This is a genomic window from Herbidospora sp. RD11066 (assembly GCF_054661255.1).
On the sequence record NZ_BAAGDO010000002.1, the window covers coordinates 850,226 to 864,763 of the forward strand.

The following is a 14,538-nucleotide window of genomic DNA, read 5'->3' on the forward strand; positions in this document are numbered from 1 at the left end:
ACCATGTTCACCGAAGACGACGCCCTCGCCCGCGACACGGCCGATCCCGGGCACCGCGACCTGTTCCACGTCCCCCCGGCCGAGGGCGGCCGCTACGCCGAGACCGCCTACCTGGCCGGGAACTCCCTGGGTCTCCAGCCCAAGGCGACTCGGGGCGACCTGCTCGACGACCTCGACGCCTGGGCGCGGCTCGGCGTCGAGGGCCATCTCGACGCCGCCCGGCCGTGGCTGCCCTACCACGAACTCCTGACCGGCACCGCCGCGCGGCTGGTCGGCGCGCTGCCGGAGGAGACCGTGGTGATGAACTCGCTGACGGTCAACCTGCACCTGCTGATGGTGTCCTTCTACCGTCCCGAGGGCACCCGGACGAAGATCGTCATCGAGGACACCGCCTTCCCCTCCGACGGCTACGCGGTCCGCAGCCAGGCCCGCTTCCACGGCCTCGACCCCGACGAGACGGTGGTCCGCCTCGACCCCGCCGACGTGCTCGGATACCTCGAACGGGAGGGTCACGAGGTCGCGCTGGTGCTGCTCGGCGGGGTCAACTACCTCACCGGCGAGCTCATGGACATCCCGGCGATCACCAGGGCCGGGCACGAGGCCGGTGCGCTGGTGGGCTGGGATCTGGCGCACGCCGCCGGGAACGTCCCGCTCGACCTGCACGCGTGGGGGCCCGACTTCGCGGCCTGGTGCTCCTACAAGTACCTGAACGCGGGTCCTGGCGCGCTCGGCGGCGTGTTCGTGCACGAGCGGCACCTCGGCGACCCGGCCGTGCAGCGGTTCGAGGGCTGGTGGAGCACCGAACCGGCCACGCGCTTCGAGATGACGCCCGTCTCCCGTCCTCCGGCCACGGCCGACGCCTGGCAGATCTCCAACCCGCCGATCTACGCGATGGGCCCGGTCCGCACCTCCCTGGAGATCTTCGACCGGTACGGCATGGCCGACCTGCGCGCCCGCGGCATCCGCCTGACCGGCTACCTGGAATCGCTGCTCGACGAACTCCCGGTCACCGTGGTCACCCCGCGCGACCCCGCCCGCCGGGGCAGCCAGCTCTCCCTCCGCATCAGCAGCGGCAGCGCCCATGAGCTGGCCAAACGGCTCCGCTTCGAGTTCGGCGTCATCACCGACGCGAGGGAGCCGGACATCGTCCGGGCCGCGCCGGTCCCCCTGTACTGCACCTACCACGACTGCTGGCGTCTGGCCGACGCCCTCGCGCACGTCATCGAGGAGGACCGATGAGCGACCCGGACGAGATAGCCATCGTCGGCGCCGGCCTGGCCGGTTGCCTGCTCGCCTGCTTCCTGGCCAGGCGCGGCCTGCGGGTCGCCCTGTACGAACGGCGTCCCGACCCCCGCACCGGCACCGTCGAACGTGGCCGCTCGATCAACCTCGCCCTGTCCGAGCGGGGCCTGGACGCGCTGCGCCGCATCGGCCTGGACGAGCAGGTCATGGCCGACGCCCTGCCGATGCGCGGCCGGGTCATCCACCCGGTGAAGGGCGACCTCGACTTCCAGCCCTACAGCCACGACGGCGAGCGGGCGATCAACTCGATCAGCCGCTCGGCCCTCAACAACGCCCTGCTCAGCGCGGCGGCGGAACACCCCGGTGTCCGCATCGCCTTCGACCACAAGCTGACCGCCCTCGACCCGCGCACCGGCGACATGACCTACGAGACCCCGGCAGGCACCACCCGGGCCAGGGCCGCCGTGGTGCTCGGCGCCGACGGCGCCGGTTCGGCGGTGCGGGCCCAGCTGCTCGCCCACGCCGGGCTGACCGAGAGCCTCGACTTCCTCGACTACGGCTACAAGGAGCTGCGCATCCCGCCCCGCGACGGCGAGTTCGCGCTGGCCCCGGACGCCCTGCACATCTGGCCGCGCGGCACGTCCATGATGATCGCCCTGCCCAACCCCGACCGCTCGTTCACCTGCACCCTGTTCTGGCCCACGAGCGGCACCAGCAGCTTCGCCTCGATCGGCAGCCCGGCGGCGATCCAGCGCCACTTCGCCGAGCACTACCCCGACCTGATCGAACTGGCACCCACCCTCGTCGAGGACTACCGGCACAACCCCGTCGGCCCGCTCGGCACCGTGCGCTGCACCCCGTGGCAGACCGGCGGGAAGGTGGCGCTGATCGGCGACGCCGCCCACGCGATCGTGCCCTTCTACGGCCAGGGCGCCAACTGCGCCTTCGAGGACGTCGTCGAACTCGACCGCCGCCTCGACGAGACCGGCGGCGACTGGACGCGGGCGCTCCCCCTCTACGAGGAGCGGCGCAGAGACGACACCGAGGCCATCGCCAAGATGGCCCTGGCGAACTTCGTCGAGATGCGCGACAAGGTCGCCTCGCCGGTCTTCCAGCTCCAGAAGAAGGTCGAACACGCCCTGGAGCGGGCTCTGCCCGGCCGCTACGTCTCCCGCTACGAACTGGTCTCCTTCTCCACCGTCCCCTACGCGCAGGTGTGGCGGCGGGTCCGCCGCCAGCATCGGGTGCTGGGTGCGGCCGCCGCGGGAGCGCTGGTTCTAGGCGTTCTGATCAGCGCGGGGAGGCGAAGCGCATGACCTTGTGGACGCCGGAGCTGATGTCCGGCCGCCCGTCCGGCGAGCCGGGCCTGCTGCGCAACTTCGTCGACGGCCGGTTCATCGCAGGCGGGAGGACGTTCGCCAAGGTCAGCCCGGTCACCGGCGAAACGGTCTTCGAGGTCGCCGAGGCGGGCGCCGACACCGTCGACGCGGCGGTCCTGGCCGCCCGCCGCGCGATGCGCGGACCGTGGGGCCGCATGGACGAACGCGAGCGGGCGAAGGTCCTGAACGCCGTCGCCGACGAGCTCGACCGGCGGTTCGACGACCTGGTCACCGCCGAGGTCGCCGACACCGGCAAACCGATCTCGCAGGCCAGGACCCTGGACATCCCGCGCGGCGCGGCCAACTTCCGGGCCTTCGCCGAGATCGCCGCCACCACCCCGACGGAATCGTTCGTCACGGGCGGCCGGGCGCTCAACTACGCGGTCCGCAAGCCGGTCGGCGTCGTGGCGGTCATCGTGCCGTGGAACCTGCCGCTGCTGCTGCTCACCTGGAAGGTCGCCCCCGCGCTGGCCTGCGGCAACGCGGTCGTCGTCAAGCCGTCGGAGGAGACGCCCGCCTCGGCGACGCTGCTGGCCGAGGTGATGGCGGCGGTCGGCGTGCCCGACGGGGTGTTCAACCTCGTGCATGGCTTCGGCCCCGGCTCGGCGGGCGAGTTCCTCACCACCCATCCGGAGGTGGACGCGATCACCTTCACCGGCGAGTCGGCCACCGGCGGCGCGATCATGCGGGCGGCGGCCGACGGCGTGAAGGCCGTCTCGTTCGAGCTCGGCGGCAAGAACGCGGGCCTGGTCTTCGCGGACGCCGACCTCGACGCCGCCGTGGAGGGCTCGGTGCGTTCCAGCTTCACCAACGGCGGCCAGGTCTGCCTGTGCACCGAACGGCTCTACGTGCAGCGGCCGGTCTTCGCGGAGTTCGCCGAACGGCTGGCGCGGCGGGCCGCCGAGCAGGGGTTCGGCTGGCCGTCCGACCCGGCGACCGGCACGATGCCGCTGATCTCCCGGGCGCACCGCGAGAAGGTGCTCGGCTACTACGACCTGGCCCGCGAGGAGGGCGCGACCGTGCTGGCCGGAGGCGGCGTGCCGGTCTTCGACGACGTGCGGGACGGCGGCGCCTACGTGCGGCCGACCGTGCTCACCGGGCTCGGCCAGGACGCCCGCACCAACCGGGAGGAGATCTTCGGCCCGGTCTGCCACGTCGCCCCGTTCGACGACGAGGAGGAGGCGTTCGCGCTGGCCAACGACAGCGCCTACGGCCTGGCCGCGACCGTCTGGACCCGCGACGTCGGCCGCGCCCACCGTTCGGGCGCCCGGCTCGACGCCGGGATCGTCTGGGTCAACACCTGGTTCCTGCGCGACCTGCGCACCCCGTTCGGCGGGGTCAAGGCGTCGGGGGTCGGCCGCGAGGGCGGCGTGCACTCGCTCGCCTTCTACTCGGAACTCACCAACGTCTGCGTGGACCTCTCATGACCGACATCCGGCGCGCCGCGACGCTCCTGCGCGACGCCTACGACACCGGCACCCCGTGCCCTCCCCTGCGCGGCGACCTGCTGCCCGAAGGGGACGTCGCCACCGCCTACGCCGTCCAGCAGGCGCAGGTCGACCAGTGGATCGCCGAGGGGCGGCGGCCGGTCGGCGCGAAGATCGGGCTGACCAACCCCGTCGTCCAGAAGGCCCTCGGCGTCTTCCAGCCCGACTTCGGGGTGCTGTTCGCCGACATGGCGGTGCCCGACGGCGCCGAGGTCGCCGCCGGGCGGGTGCTCCAGCCCCGGGTGGAGGCGGAGATCGCGTTCGTGCTCGGCGACGGCCTGCCCCACGAGCAGGTCACGGTCGTGGACGTCATCCGCGCCACCGACCACCTGCTCCCGGCCATCGAGATCGTCGGCAGCAGGGTGGCGAACTGGGACATCTCCATCGTGGACACCGTCGCCGACAACGCCTCCAGCGGCCTGTTCGTCCTCGGCACCAGCCCCAGGCGGATCGCCGACGTGGACCTGCGGCTCTGCGGCGCGGTCCTCGAACACGACGGCGAGCCGGTCTCGGTCGGCGCGGGCGCGGCCTGCCTGGGCAACCCGGCCCACGCCGTGGCCTGGCTCGCCGGGACGCTCGCCCGCGCGGGCCGCCCGCTCCAGGCCGGTGACGTGGTGCTCTCCGGCGCGCTCGGCCCGATGGTGCCGGTGACGCCGGGCGCCGCCTACGAGGCGCGGATCTCCGGCCTCGGCTCGGTCAGAACCTGTTTCGGAGGTGGCGAGTGAACGCCGGAGTGGCGGTGATCGGGTCGGGCAACATCGGCACCGATCTGATGATCAAGGTGCTGCGCCTGTCGAAGACACTGCGCATGGTCGCGATGGCCGGGATCGACCCCGCCTCCGACGGCCTCGCGCGGGCCCGGCGCCTGGGCGTGGCCACCACCGACCAGGGCGTCGAGGGCCTGGTCGCCATGCCCGAGTTCGCCGACGTCGAGGTGGTCTTCGACGCCACCTCGGCCGGAGCCCACCGGCACAACGACGAGGTGCTCCGCGCCCACGGCAGGCTCGTCGTCGACCTGACCCCGGCGGCGATCGGCCCCTACGTCGTGCCGCCCGTGAACCTCGACGAACATCTCACCGAACGCAACGTCAACATGGTCACCTGCGGCGGCCAGGCCACCGTCCCGATCGTGGCCGCCATCGGCAGGGTCACTCCGGTCGTGTACGGAGAGATCGTCGCCTCCATCGCGTCGAGGTCGGCCGGGCCGGGCACCCGCGCCAACATCGACGAGTTCACCGAGACCACGTCCCGGGCGATCGAGGTCGTCGGCGGCGCCGAACGCGGCAAGGCGATCATCGTGCTCAACCCGGCGGAGCCCCCGCTGCTCATGCGCGACACCGTCTATTGCCTGTGCGCGGACGCCGACCGCGACGCCATCACCCGCTCGGTGACCGAGATGGTGGCCTCCGTGCAGGAGTACGTGCCCGGCTACCGCCTCAAGCAAGAGGTGCAGTTCGATCCCGTGGACGCCGGCCTGCAGGTGTCGGTCTTCCTGGAGGTCTCCGGCGCCGGGCACTACCTGCCCGCGTACGCCGGCAACCTCGACATCATGACCTCGGCGGCGCTGCGCACGGCCGAACGGATGGTGGCCCGGTGAACCGCCTCTACATCCAGGACGTCACCCTGCGCGACGGCATGCACGCCATCGCCCACCGCTACACCCCCGACCAGGTGGCCACGATCGCCGCCGCCCTCGACGCGGCCGGGGTCGACGCCATCGAGGTCGCCCACGGCGACGGCCTGGCCGGATCGAGCGTCAACTACGGCCACGGCGCGGCGACCGACGCCGAGTGGATCGAGGCCGCCGCCTCGGTGATGACGCGGGCCCGGCTCACCACCCTGCTCCTTCCGGGCATCGGCACCATCGCCGACCTGAAGGCCGCCCGCGACCTCGGCGTCACCAGCGTGCGCGTCGCCACCCACTGCACCGAGGCCGACATCTCCGCCCAGCACATCGCCTGGGCCAGGGACAACGGCATGGACGTGGCCGGTTTCCTGATGATGTCCCACATGGCCGACCCGGCGACCCTGGCCGGACAGGCCAAGCTGATGGAGTCGTACGGCGCCCACTGCGTCTACGTCACCGACTCGGGCGGCCGGTTGCTCATGCGGGAGGTCGCCGAACGGGTCGACGCCTACCGCCAGGTGCTCGACGAGACCACCGAGATCGGCATCCACGCCCACCACAACCTGTCGCTCGGCGTCGCCAACAGCGTCGTCGCCGTCGAGCACGGCACGACCCGGGTCGACGCGTCGCTGGCCGGGATGGGCGCCGGAGCGGGCAACGCCCCGCTGGAGGTCTTCGCCGCCGTCGCCGAACTCCACGGCTGGCCGCACGGCTGCGACGTGTTCGCCCTGATGGACGCCGCCGACGACCTGGTCCGGCCCTTGCAGGACCGCCCCGTGCGGGTCGACCGCGAGACGCTCTCGCTCGGCTACGCCGGGGTCTACTCCAGCTTCCTGCGCCACGCCGAACGCGCCGCCGACCGCTACGGCGTGGACGTGCGCGCCATCCTGGTCGAACTGGGCCGCCGCCGCATGGTCGGCGGCCAGGAGGACATGATCGTCGACGTGGCCCTCGACCTCGGAGGAACCCGATGATCACCGAACTCGCCACCCGCCTCGACCACGCGGCCCTGACGGCCACCGCCATCCCCCGCCTCGCTGCCGGCCTCGACCCTTCCCGGGCCTACGAGGTGCAGCGCGCCCTCGTCGAACGCCGCCTGGCACGCGGCGAACGCCTCGTCGGCGTGAAGATGGGCCTGACCAGCAGAGCCAAGATGGCCCAGGTCGGCGTGGACGAGGTCATCTGGGGCCACCTGACCGACGGAATGAGGATCGCCGACACGGTCGACCTCTCACGGCTGATCCACCCGCGCGCCGAACCGGAGGTCGCGTTCCTGGTCGACCGCTCGGGCATCGCGGCGGTCGCTCCCGCGCTGGAACTGATCGACTCCCGCTTCGAGGGCTTCGACTTCTCGCTGCCCGACGTGATCGCCGACAACACCTCGGCATCCGGTTTCGTCGTCGGCCAGTGGCGCCCGGTGCCCGAGGGGCTGGACAATCTCGGCGTGCTCCTGGAGGTGAACGGCCGCGTCGTCCAGACGGGCTCGACGGCCGCCATCCTCGGCGACCCCCGCAGAGCCTTCGACGCGGCGGCCCGCCTGGCCGGAGGCCGGGGCGTTGACCTCCGCGACGGCTGGATCGTCCTCGCGGGCGCCGCCACGGCGGCGGTGCCCCTGAACCCGGGCGACCACGTGCGCGCGGTGGTCGAAAAGCTCGGCACAACCTCATTCAAGGCGGCCTCATGATCGCCACCCCGCGCGGCCGGTTTCCGCATGTGAAGATCGCCGGAGGGTTCGCGTTCGTCTCGGGCACCTCCAGCCGTCGTCCAGACAACACCATCGCCGGAGCCGCAGCCGATGCGATGGGGACGACCTCGCTGGACATCCGGGTGCAGACCCGGGCGGTGATCGAGAACATCGGTGAGATCCTCGCCACCGCCGGGGCGGGGCTCGCCGACCTGGTGCAGGTGACGACCTACCTGGTGAGCATGAACGACTTCGGGGGCTACAACGAGGTCTGGGCCGAGTACTTCGACGAGACCGGGCCCGCCCGCACCACCGTGGCGGTGCACCAGCTCCCCCACCCCCATCTGCTGATCGAGATACAGGCCGTGGCGCTACTGCCGGAAGGAGTCGAGAAATGACCGACATCACGGAGCCGGTGAACTTCCCTGGCTGGATCGAGGGGAACCAGCACCTGCTGAAGCCGCCGGTCGGCAACAAGGAGATGTTCCCGGGCGGGTCGGACTTCATCGTGCAGGTCGTGGGCGGCCCCAACCAGCGGACCGACTTCCACGTCGACCCCTACGAGGAGTTCTTCTACCAGGTCAAAGGCAATATGCACGTCAACCTGATGACGCCCGACGGGCCCCGGACCGTCCACATCCGGGAGGGCGAGATGTGGATGCTGCCGGGGAACGTGCCGCACTCGCCGCAGCGGCCGGAGGCCGGGTCGATCGGCATGGTGGTCGAGCGGGTGCGCGAGGAGGGCACGCTGGAGAGGTTCCAGTGGTACTGCCTCGACTGCGGCACGCTGCTCCATGAGGTCGAGCTCCAGGTGCGCGACATCGTCCAGGACCTGCCGCCGGTGTTCCAGGCGTTCTACGCCGACGAGGCCGCCCGCACCTGCGGGAACTGCGGCGCGCTCCACCCGGGCAAGGGCTGATGGCCTCGCCCGTCGTCGACGTCCACACCCATCTGGTGCCGAAGGGGTGGCCCGACCTGGCCGCGCGGTGCGGCGGCACGGACTGGCCCTGGCTGCGCGTCGACTCCGAACGCGCCGCCATGATCATGGTGGGTGAGACCGAGTTCCGCCCGATCGGCGCCCAGGCCTGGGATCCGGACACCCGGCTGGCCGACATGGACGCCGACGGCGTTGACGTGCAGGTCGTCTCGCCCACTCCGGTCTTCTTCTCGTACGAGCGCCCGGCCGACCAGGCGGTGAAGGTGGCGCGCATCTTCAACGACCTGACCCTGGAGATGGCCGTACACGACCGCTTCGTGCCTTTCTGCCAGGTGCCGCTCCAGGATCCGGAGGCGGCGTGCGAGGAGCTCGACCGCTGTCTCGCCAACGGCCATGTGGGCGTCGAGATCGGCAACCACGTCGGCGACCGCGACCTGGACGATCCGGGGATCGTGATGTTCCTCCGGCACTGCGCGGAGGTCGGGGCGCCGGTGTTCGTGCACCCGTGGGACATGCCGGGCGGCCCCCGGCTCGACCGGTGGATGGCGCGCTGGCTGACCGGCATGCCGGCCGAGACCCACCTGTCGGTGCTGGCGCTCATCCTCGGCGGCGTGTTCGACGCGGTGCCGCCGACGCTGCGGCTGTGCTTCGCCCACGGCGGCGGCAGTTTCCCGTTCTGGCTCGGCCGCGCCGACAACGCGTGGCACCGCCGGGGCGACGTGGTGCGCGGCCGGTCGGAGCATCCGCCGAGCCACTACGTCGACCGGTTCTCCGTCGACAGCGTCGTGTTCGACCCGGCCGCCCTGCGCCTGCTGGTCGACACGATGGGCGACGACCGGGTGATGGTCGGCAGCGACTACCCCTATCCGCTGGGCGAACGCCCGGCCGGGAAGGTGGTGCGCGACGCCGATTTCCTCGACGCGGCACAGCGGGACAAGCTGCTGTCCGGCAACGCGCTGCGCTTCCTGGGCAGAACGGAGGGCGATCGATGATCGTCGTAGCAGACGGTTTCGACGCGGAGCTCGTCCGGCGGATCGCCGAGGAGGAGTTCCGGCGGCTGGGGGTCGAGGGCCGGGTGACGACCGGGTTCGAGGAGGCCGAGACGGTGGTCGCGCTGGGCGCACCGGCGCCGCACCCCGCTCCCGTCGTCTGGTACGACCCCGCCGGCACCGGCCCCGTCGAGGTCTCCTCGGGGTCCGCCCATCTCTACGGCCGCGGCCTGGGTGGCCTGATCTGGGCGATCCGCCATGCCGTGCACCGGCGGCGGCACCCGGCCGAGCGCATCGCCTACGGTCCCGGCGACGAGCAGTGGGGCGAGCTGCGCCTGCCGCCGCACCACGACGGAGGCCCACTGACGCTCGCGGTGCTCGTCCACGGCGGCTACTGGCGCTCGATCTGGGCCGCCGACCTGATGGACGCCCTCGCCATCGACCTGGCCGAGCGCGGCTACGCGTCGTGGAACCTGGAATACCGCCGCCCCGACCGGCACGGCTGGCAGGCCACCGTCGCCGACGTCGCGGCGGGGATCGGGCACCTCGACTTCGATCGCGTCGTGGTCTTCGGCCATTCGGCGGGCGGCCAGCTCGCCCTGCGGGCCGCCGCCGACGACCCCCGCATCGACCTGGCCGTCTCCCTGGCCGGGGTGGTCGACCTCGCCGAAGGCGAGCGCCGCCGGGTCGGCACGGGCGCGGTCGCCCGCGCCCTCGGCGGTTCCCGGACCGAACTCCCCGAGGTGTACGCCGCCGCCGACCCGATGGCCCGCCTCCCGCTCGGCGCGCGGAGTCTCCTCGTCATCGGCCACGACGACGACCCCGACCTGATCGACTTCAACCGCCGCTACGCCGCGCGCTCCGACGACGTCACCCACCTCGAACGTCCGGGCGACCACTTCTCGGTGATCGACCCGGCGTCCGAGATCTGGGCGGCGACCATGGAGGCTATTCGAGGGTGAACGTGGCGCTGCTCCGGAAGGCGGCGGTGCCGTCGTTCTGCTCGACAAAGATCAGCCCCGACCGGTGGCGCAGGAAGTAGCCCGGGAAGTTGACCGACTCGTACGAGACCCCGCCGCCGGTCAGCCCCGTGCGCCGGTAGAAGGTCGCGTCGGAACGGAACAGCGTGGAGCCGTCGTTGCGCTCGACCCAGGCCTCGTGGTTGCGGTGCCGCAGGAAGTAGCCGGGGAAGTTGGTCGACTCCAGCGACACCGTCCCCGACCCGGTCAGGCCGGTGACCTGCCGGAACTGGCTGTCGGCCAGCGGGGTGACGTTGGCTTCGAGCCGGGCGCGGTACTCCCAGTGCCGTATCGCGAGATTTCCGGACATGATGCGCACCGGCGTGGCGCCGTCGGGCACGGGGATCCCGAAGTCGGGCGTGCCGTCGGACCGCCAGTAGATCTTCTGGACGCGCGTGCGCCGGTTCGGGTCGTTGAGCGGGTCGCCGGAGATGTTCTGGTACGACCGGTCGTGGTAGACCAGCAGGTCGCTCTGGCCGTCCTCCGAGACCGTGAACGAGTTGTGCCCGGGGCCATACTGGCTGGTCGCGGCGTTGGAGACGAACACCGGGTTGGCGCTCTTGGTCCACGACGCCGCGTTGAGCGGGTCGGCGCTCGCCGAGGCGGTCAGCAGGCCGAGACAGTAGTTGGCGTCGGTGGCGCTGGCTGAGTAGGTCAGGAACAGCCGCCCGTTCCGCTGGATCACCGACGGGCCCTCCGCCACCCGGTAGCCGCGGGTCTCCCAGGCCAGGGTGGGGATCGTCAGGCGGGTGGTGGCCCCGGTGATCTGCCACGGATTGGCGCCCATCCGGGCGATGTAGAGGTTGGAGTTGGTGGAGATGCCCGGTTCCGACTGGGCCCAGATCAGGTAGCGGACACCGTTGTTCACGAAGGTCGAGGCGTCCAGCGAGAAGGTGTCCCAGGGGGTGGAGATGCGCCCGCGTTCGGTCCACGTGCCGGTCAGGGGGTTGGCCGCGGTGCTCTCCAGCACGTACATGCGGATGCGCCAGATGTCGTCGGTGCGGCCGGCGGCGAAGTAGACGTACCAGCGGCCGTTGATGAAGTGGATCTCGGGCGCCCAGATGTGCGCGCCCATCTCGCCGGAGGTGTGCCTGCGCCAGATGACGGTCTCCGGGGCAGTGGCGAGGCCCTGGATCGTGGTCGCGCGGCGCAGCACGATGCGGTCGTATTCGGGCGCGGTGGCGGTGAAGTAGTAGTAGCCGTCGCTGTGCCGGAAGATGTGCGGGTCGGCGCGCTGCGCCGCGATCGGGTTGGTGTACTGCACGGCCGGGCTCGCCCGCGCGGGCAGCGGGGTCAGCAGGAGCAGCGTCGCCACGGCGACGACCAGGCGTAACAGGCGCATGATGGGGTCCCCTCAGGATCCTTCTGTTATCGCTAACATCAGATCTCATGGCTAACCCGGCCCCTCACCCGTGTCAACGGGCGCCCGCATCGGCGCAGGAGCCGCGCCCGCACCACTGAAAGGTTCGCGGAGTGAGGCCGTAAAAGGGCGCGGTGCGGGAGCGCGGGCGAGCTCACAGTGCGGGGACGGGACGCCCTCTCCGACAGGCGGGGAACGGCTCCCGCCAGGAGGGGTCCACATGAACATCCCCGCATTACGCATCCGAGCGGCTGTGCCGCTCCTCATCGCGCTGGTCGCCGGCGTCACGCTGACGGCCACCGCGGCGTCGGCCGACGTCCCCGGCCGTGTGGTGGTCAGCGACACCAGCGACAGCAACTCCAACGACAAGGGCGCCGAGATCGCCTGTCCCGACAACAAGCGGGTGATCGGCACCGGAGCCGAGATCATCGGAGACGTGGTCGGCGGTGTGGTCGGGAAGGTGATCATCGACGAGGTGATCCCGACCGGCACCTCCGTCAGCGCCTACGGCGTCGAGACCCTGGCCGGCACGGGCTCCCCGTGGCGGATCAAGGTGTGGGCCGTGTGCGGGAACCCGCGCGGGGGCACCACCGTCCGCTCCCTGATCACCGGCCTGCACCCCAATCCCAAGGACCTCGACGTCTCCTGTGACGAGGGCGACTGGCTGCTCGGGTCGGGCTACCAGATGGAGGGCGCGCGCGGGAACGTGAGCGTCACCGACATGATCCCCACGCTCGACTCCGTCTCGGTGCACACCAAGGAGAACCACCGGGGTTACGGCGGGAACTACTCGCTGCGGGTCTTCGCGATCTGCGCCGAGGAGCGGCCGTTCGGTCTCCAGGTCGTCCACGAGGAGACCGAAGAGGACTCGGACGACAAGGGCACGGTGGTGTTCTGTCCCGAAGGGAAGGTGGCGCTCGGCGGCGGATTCTCCATCCCCGGCGCCGCCGGTGAGACCGTGCTCTTCGAGTTCCTACCCTCCACCCACACGACCAGGGCGAGCGCGGGCGAACTGAGCACCACCACCAGGGAGTGGAGCGTGATCGCCTACGCGACCTGCGCCTTCGAGTAGGACGGCGGCTGGAGCCGGGTCGCTTCCCCGGCCCGGCTCCAGGACTACGTCAGGAGCGGGTCCACCTCTGGTTGGTGGCGCCGCTGCAGGTCCAGATGCGGGCCTTGGTGCCGTTGGCGGTGCCGTTCACCTCCAGGCACTTGTTCGCACCGACGGCGGTGATGCTGCCGTTGGAGTTGAGGGTCCACTTCTGGTTGTTCTGGCCGTTGCAGTCCCAGATCAGGACGGCCGTGCCGTTGGCCGTGCCCGCGCCGCTGACGTCGAGGCACTTGCCGCCGTAGACCCGCAGTTCGCCCGACGACGTGGCCGTCCACTGCTGGTTCGACTGGCCGTTGCAGTCCCAGATCTGGGCCAGCGCGCCGTTGGTCTGGGAGGCGCCGTTGACGTCCAGGCACCGGTTCGACGCCACCCCCCGGACGGGGGCGGCCGTGGGCGTGGTGGTGGTCAGTTCCTTGATGCGGATGTTGCGGTACTGCACCACGTCCGGGGATCCGTGGTTCTGGATGCCGATGTAGCCCTGGGTGAGCGAGCGGTTGGCGTCGGTGTTGGTGAAGTCGTTGATCTTGGCGCCGTTCAGGAACACCTGGAGGCGCTCGCCCTCCACCAGCAGTTCGTAGGTGTTCCACGAGCCCGGCGGGTTGAGCGCGGCGTCGCGGGCGGTCTGGTCGGCCGCCTTGAAGCCGTAGATCGCGCCCGTCGTCTTGTCGGAGCTGTCGGTGGCGTCGATCTGCACCTCGTGCCCGGTGTCGAGCGCCCCCTGGGCGCTGCCCGGGGTGGGGAAGCCCACGATGACGCCCGAGTTGGAGTCGCCGGTCAGTTTCCAGTCGAGCTTGAGCGAGTAGGACCCGAACTGCTTGGTGCCGTACCAGAGCATGCCCATGCCGCCCGAGGAGGTCAGCGTGGCCGAGCTGTTGGAGAACGACCCCGCGCCGACCTGCTGCCAGCCCGTCGTCGAGCCGTTGTAGAGGGCGGTGTACCCGGTCTCCGGGCGGCAGTCGGCGTGGGCCGCCTTGGCCGCGTACCTGATGCCGCCGAGCAGCAGCGTGCGGAAGTTGGAGTCGGAGTAGGACTCCTGGGTGTGGCCCAGGCCGGTGTAGAACGCGCGCCCGGCCGACTGCGGGTGGCACCACGTGATGGGGTGGTCGCCCATGCCGCCGCCGCTGTAGGTGCTCTCGTCGAGGTTCTGCAGGACCTTCACGTTCGCGCGGGGGTTGCTCCGGTAGCTGTACCACTCGTCGGTACGCGACCAGGTCGTCCCCAGGTGCGCGGTCGCGGCGTGCGCCCGGTCCTCGTTCCGTACGGTGGCCTGCTGGATCGAGGGGTGGCTGTTGAACCAGGCCCCCACGAGCTGCCCGTAGTAGGACCAGTTGTACTCGGTGTCGGCGGCCGCGTGGACGCCGACGTAACCGCCGCCGCCGTCCACATACGACTGGAAGGCCGACTGCTGGGTGTCGTTCAGCACGTCACCGGTCGTGCTGAGGAACACCACCGCCTTGTACTGGGACAGGTTGGAGGAGGTGAAGGCGCTGGAGTCCTCGGTGGCGTCGACGGTGAAGTCGCCCGCCGACCCGAGGTCGCGGATCGCCTGGATCCCGACGGAGATCGAGTCGTGCCGGAACCCGGCCGTCTTGGAGAAGACCAGCACCTTGTAGCTGGCGGCCTGGGCGGGGACCGCCGGGAACACCGTCACGGCGGCGGCGGTGGCCAACGCGACCACGGCAGAGGTCAGATGTCGCAGCATG

The 14,538-nt window shown here is 71.2% G+C and carries 14 protein-coding genes; 12 read left to right on the forward strand and 2 right to left on the reverse strand.

Features of this window, described 5'->3' with window-relative positions; all coding sequences use genetic code 11:
• Positions 1-3: 3 nt before the first annotated feature.
• Genes kynU through ACYQ78_RS09785 form a run of 11 tightly spaced genes read left to right on the forward strand, consistent with a single transcriptional unit; the run spans position 4 to position 10,307 of the window.
• Positions 4-1,239: a kynureninase gene (kynU, locus tag ACYQ78_RS09735; RefSeq protein ID WP_459800418.1), complete on the forward strand. Its 1,236-nt coding sequence runs from the start codon at positions 4-6 to the stop codon at positions 1,237-1,239.
• Positions 1,236-2,558 (forward strand): FAD-dependent oxidoreductase, encoded by a 1,323-nt coding sequence (locus tag ACYQ78_RS09740; RefSeq protein WP_459800419.1) that lies wholly within the window; start codon positions 1,236-1,238, stop codon positions 2,556-2,558. The genes kynU and ACYQ78_RS09740 overlap by 4 nt, the downstream gene beginning before the upstream one ends.
• Positions 2,555-4,048: a 2-hydroxymuconic semialdehyde dehydrogenase gene (locus tag ACYQ78_RS09745; RefSeq protein ID WP_459800420.1), complete on the forward strand. Its 1,494-nt coding sequence runs from the start codon at positions 2,555-2,557 to the stop codon at positions 4,046-4,048. The genes ACYQ78_RS09740 and ACYQ78_RS09745 overlap by 4 nt, the downstream gene beginning before the upstream one ends.
• Positions 4,045-4,833 carry a 2-keto-4-pentenoate hydratase gene (locus ACYQ78_RS09750; RefSeq protein ID WP_459800421.1) on the forward strand — a complete coding sequence of 263 codons (789 nt, stop codon included), beginning with the start codon at positions 4,045-4,047 and terminating at the stop codon, positions 4,831-4,833. Before ACYQ78_RS09745 ends, ACYQ78_RS09750 begins: the two co-directional genes overlap by 4 nt.
• Entirely contained in the window at positions 4,830-5,705 is an 876-nt protein-coding gene (locus ACYQ78_RS09755) for an acetaldehyde dehydrogenase (acetylating) (RefSeq protein ID WP_459800422.1), read from the forward strand. The genes ACYQ78_RS09750 and ACYQ78_RS09755 overlap by 4 nt, the downstream gene beginning before the upstream one ends.
• Positions 5,702-6,709, forward strand: coding sequence for a 4-hydroxy-2-oxovalerate aldolase (gene dmpG / locus ACYQ78_RS09760; RefSeq protein ID WP_459800423.1), 1,008 nt, complete (start codon positions 5,702-5,704; stop codon positions 6,707-6,709). The genes ACYQ78_RS09755 and dmpG overlap by 4 nt, the downstream gene beginning before the upstream one ends.
• Positions 6,706-7,419, forward strand: coding sequence for a 2-keto-4-pentenoate hydratase (locus ACYQ78_RS09765; protein WP_459800424.1), 714 nt, complete (start codon positions 6,706-6,708; stop codon positions 7,417-7,419). Before dmpG ends, ACYQ78_RS09765 begins: the two co-directional genes overlap by 4 nt.
• Complete coding sequence (locus tag ACYQ78_RS09770; protein WP_459800425.1) at positions 7,416-7,817, forward strand: RidA family protein; 402 nt, start codon at positions 7,416-7,418, stop codon at positions 7,815-7,817. The genes ACYQ78_RS09765 and ACYQ78_RS09770 overlap by 4 nt, the downstream gene beginning before the upstream one ends.
• Positions 7,814-8,338 carry a 3-hydroxyanthranilate 3,4-dioxygenase gene (locus ACYQ78_RS09775; RefSeq protein WP_459800426.1) on the forward strand — a complete coding sequence of 175 codons (525 nt, stop codon included), beginning with the start codon at positions 7,814-7,816 and terminating at the stop codon, positions 8,336-8,338. Before ACYQ78_RS09770 ends, ACYQ78_RS09775 begins: the two co-directional genes overlap by 4 nt.
• Entirely contained in the window at positions 8,338-9,348 is a 1,011-nt protein-coding gene (locus tag ACYQ78_RS09780) for an amidohydrolase family protein (RefSeq protein WP_459800427.1), read from the forward strand. Before ACYQ78_RS09775 ends, ACYQ78_RS09780 begins: the two co-directional genes overlap by 1 nt.
• On the forward strand, positions 9,345-10,307 hold the full coding sequence (locus tag ACYQ78_RS09785) for an alpha/beta hydrolase family protein (RefSeq protein WP_459800428.1): 963 nt from the start codon (positions 9,345-9,347) through the stop codon (positions 10,305-10,307). Before ACYQ78_RS09780 ends, ACYQ78_RS09785 begins: the two co-directional genes overlap by 4 nt.
• Here the strand turns inward: ACYQ78_RS09785 and ACYQ78_RS09790 are convergent.
• Positions 10,294-11,706, reverse strand: coding sequence for a family 43 glycosylhydrolase (locus tag ACYQ78_RS09790; RefSeq protein ID WP_459800429.1), 1,413 nt, complete (start codon positions 11,704-11,706; stop codon positions 10,294-10,296). The two genes, ACYQ78_RS09785 and ACYQ78_RS09790, sit on opposite strands and share 14 nt — an antisense overlap.
• 238 nt (positions 11,707-11,944) lie before the next feature.
• On the opposite strand from ACYQ78_RS09790, the gene ACYQ78_RS09795 reads away from it, so the two are divergent.
• The gene (locus tag ACYQ78_RS09795; RefSeq protein ID WP_459800430.1) at positions 11,945-12,796 is read left to right on the forward strand and encodes a hypothetical protein; all 852 of its coding nucleotides are present in this window, start codon (positions 11,945-11,947) and stop codon (positions 12,794-12,796) included.
• Positions 12,797-12,845: 49 nt separating this feature from the next.
• On the opposite strand, the gene ACYQ78_RS09800 is transcribed toward ACYQ78_RS09795, so the two are convergent.
• Complete coding sequence (locus ACYQ78_RS09800; RefSeq protein WP_459800431.1) at positions 12,846-14,537, reverse strand: ThuA domain-containing protein; 1,692 nt, start codon at positions 14,535-14,537, stop codon at positions 12,846-12,848.
• Between the last annotated feature and the right edge of the window lies 1 nt (position 14,538).

What these genes read in the sequence shown, in the direction of transcription:
- kynU (WP_459800418.1), top strand. Translation starts at nt 4, where the DNA reads ATGTTCACCGAAGACGACGCCCTCGCCCGCGACACGGCCGATCCCGGG.
- ACYQ78_RS09740 (WP_459800419.1), top strand. Translation starts at nt 1,236, where the DNA reads ATGAGCGACCCGGACGAGATAGCCATCGTCGGCGCCGGCCTGGCCGGT.
- ACYQ78_RS09745 (WP_459800420.1), top strand. Translation starts at nt 2,555, where the DNA reads ATGACCTTGTGGACGCCGGAGCTGATGTCCGGCCGCCCGTCCGGCGAG.
- ACYQ78_RS09750 (WP_459800421.1), top strand. Translation starts at nt 4,045, where the DNA reads ATGACCGACATCCGGCGCGCCGCGACGCTCCTGCGCGACGCCTACGAC.
- ACYQ78_RS09765 (WP_459800424.1), top strand. Translation starts at nt 6,706, where the DNA reads ATGATCACCGAACTCGCCACCCGCCTCGACCACGCGGCCCTGACGGCC.
- ACYQ78_RS09770 (WP_459800425.1), top strand. Translation starts at nt 7,416, where the DNA reads ATGATCGCCACCCCGCGCGGCCGGTTTCCGCATGTGAAGATCGCCGGA.
- ACYQ78_RS09775 (WP_459800426.1), top strand. Translation starts at nt 7,814, where the DNA reads ATGACCGACATCACGGAGCCGGTGAACTTCCCTGGCTGGATCGAGGGG.
- ACYQ78_RS09780 (WP_459800427.1), top strand. Translation starts at nt 8,338, where the DNA reads ATGGCCTCGCCCGTCGTCGACGTCCACACCCATCTGGTGCCGAAGGGG.
- ACYQ78_RS09785 (WP_459800428.1), top strand. Translation starts at nt 9,345, where the DNA reads ATGATCGTCGTAGCAGACGGTTTCGACGCGGAGCTCGTCCGGCGGATC.
- ACYQ78_RS09790 (WP_459800429.1), bottom strand. Translation starts at nt 11,706, where the DNA reads ATGCGCCTGTTACGCCTGGTCGTCGCCGTGGCGACGCTGCTCCTGCTG.
- ACYQ78_RS09795 (WP_459800430.1), top strand. Translation starts at nt 11,945, where the DNA reads ATGAACATCCCCGCATTACGCATCCGAGCGGCTGTGCCGCTCCTCATC.
- ACYQ78_RS09800 (WP_459800431.1), bottom strand. Translation starts at nt 14,537, where the DNA reads ATGCTGCGACATCTGACCTCTGCCGTGGTCGCGTTGGCCACCGCCGCC.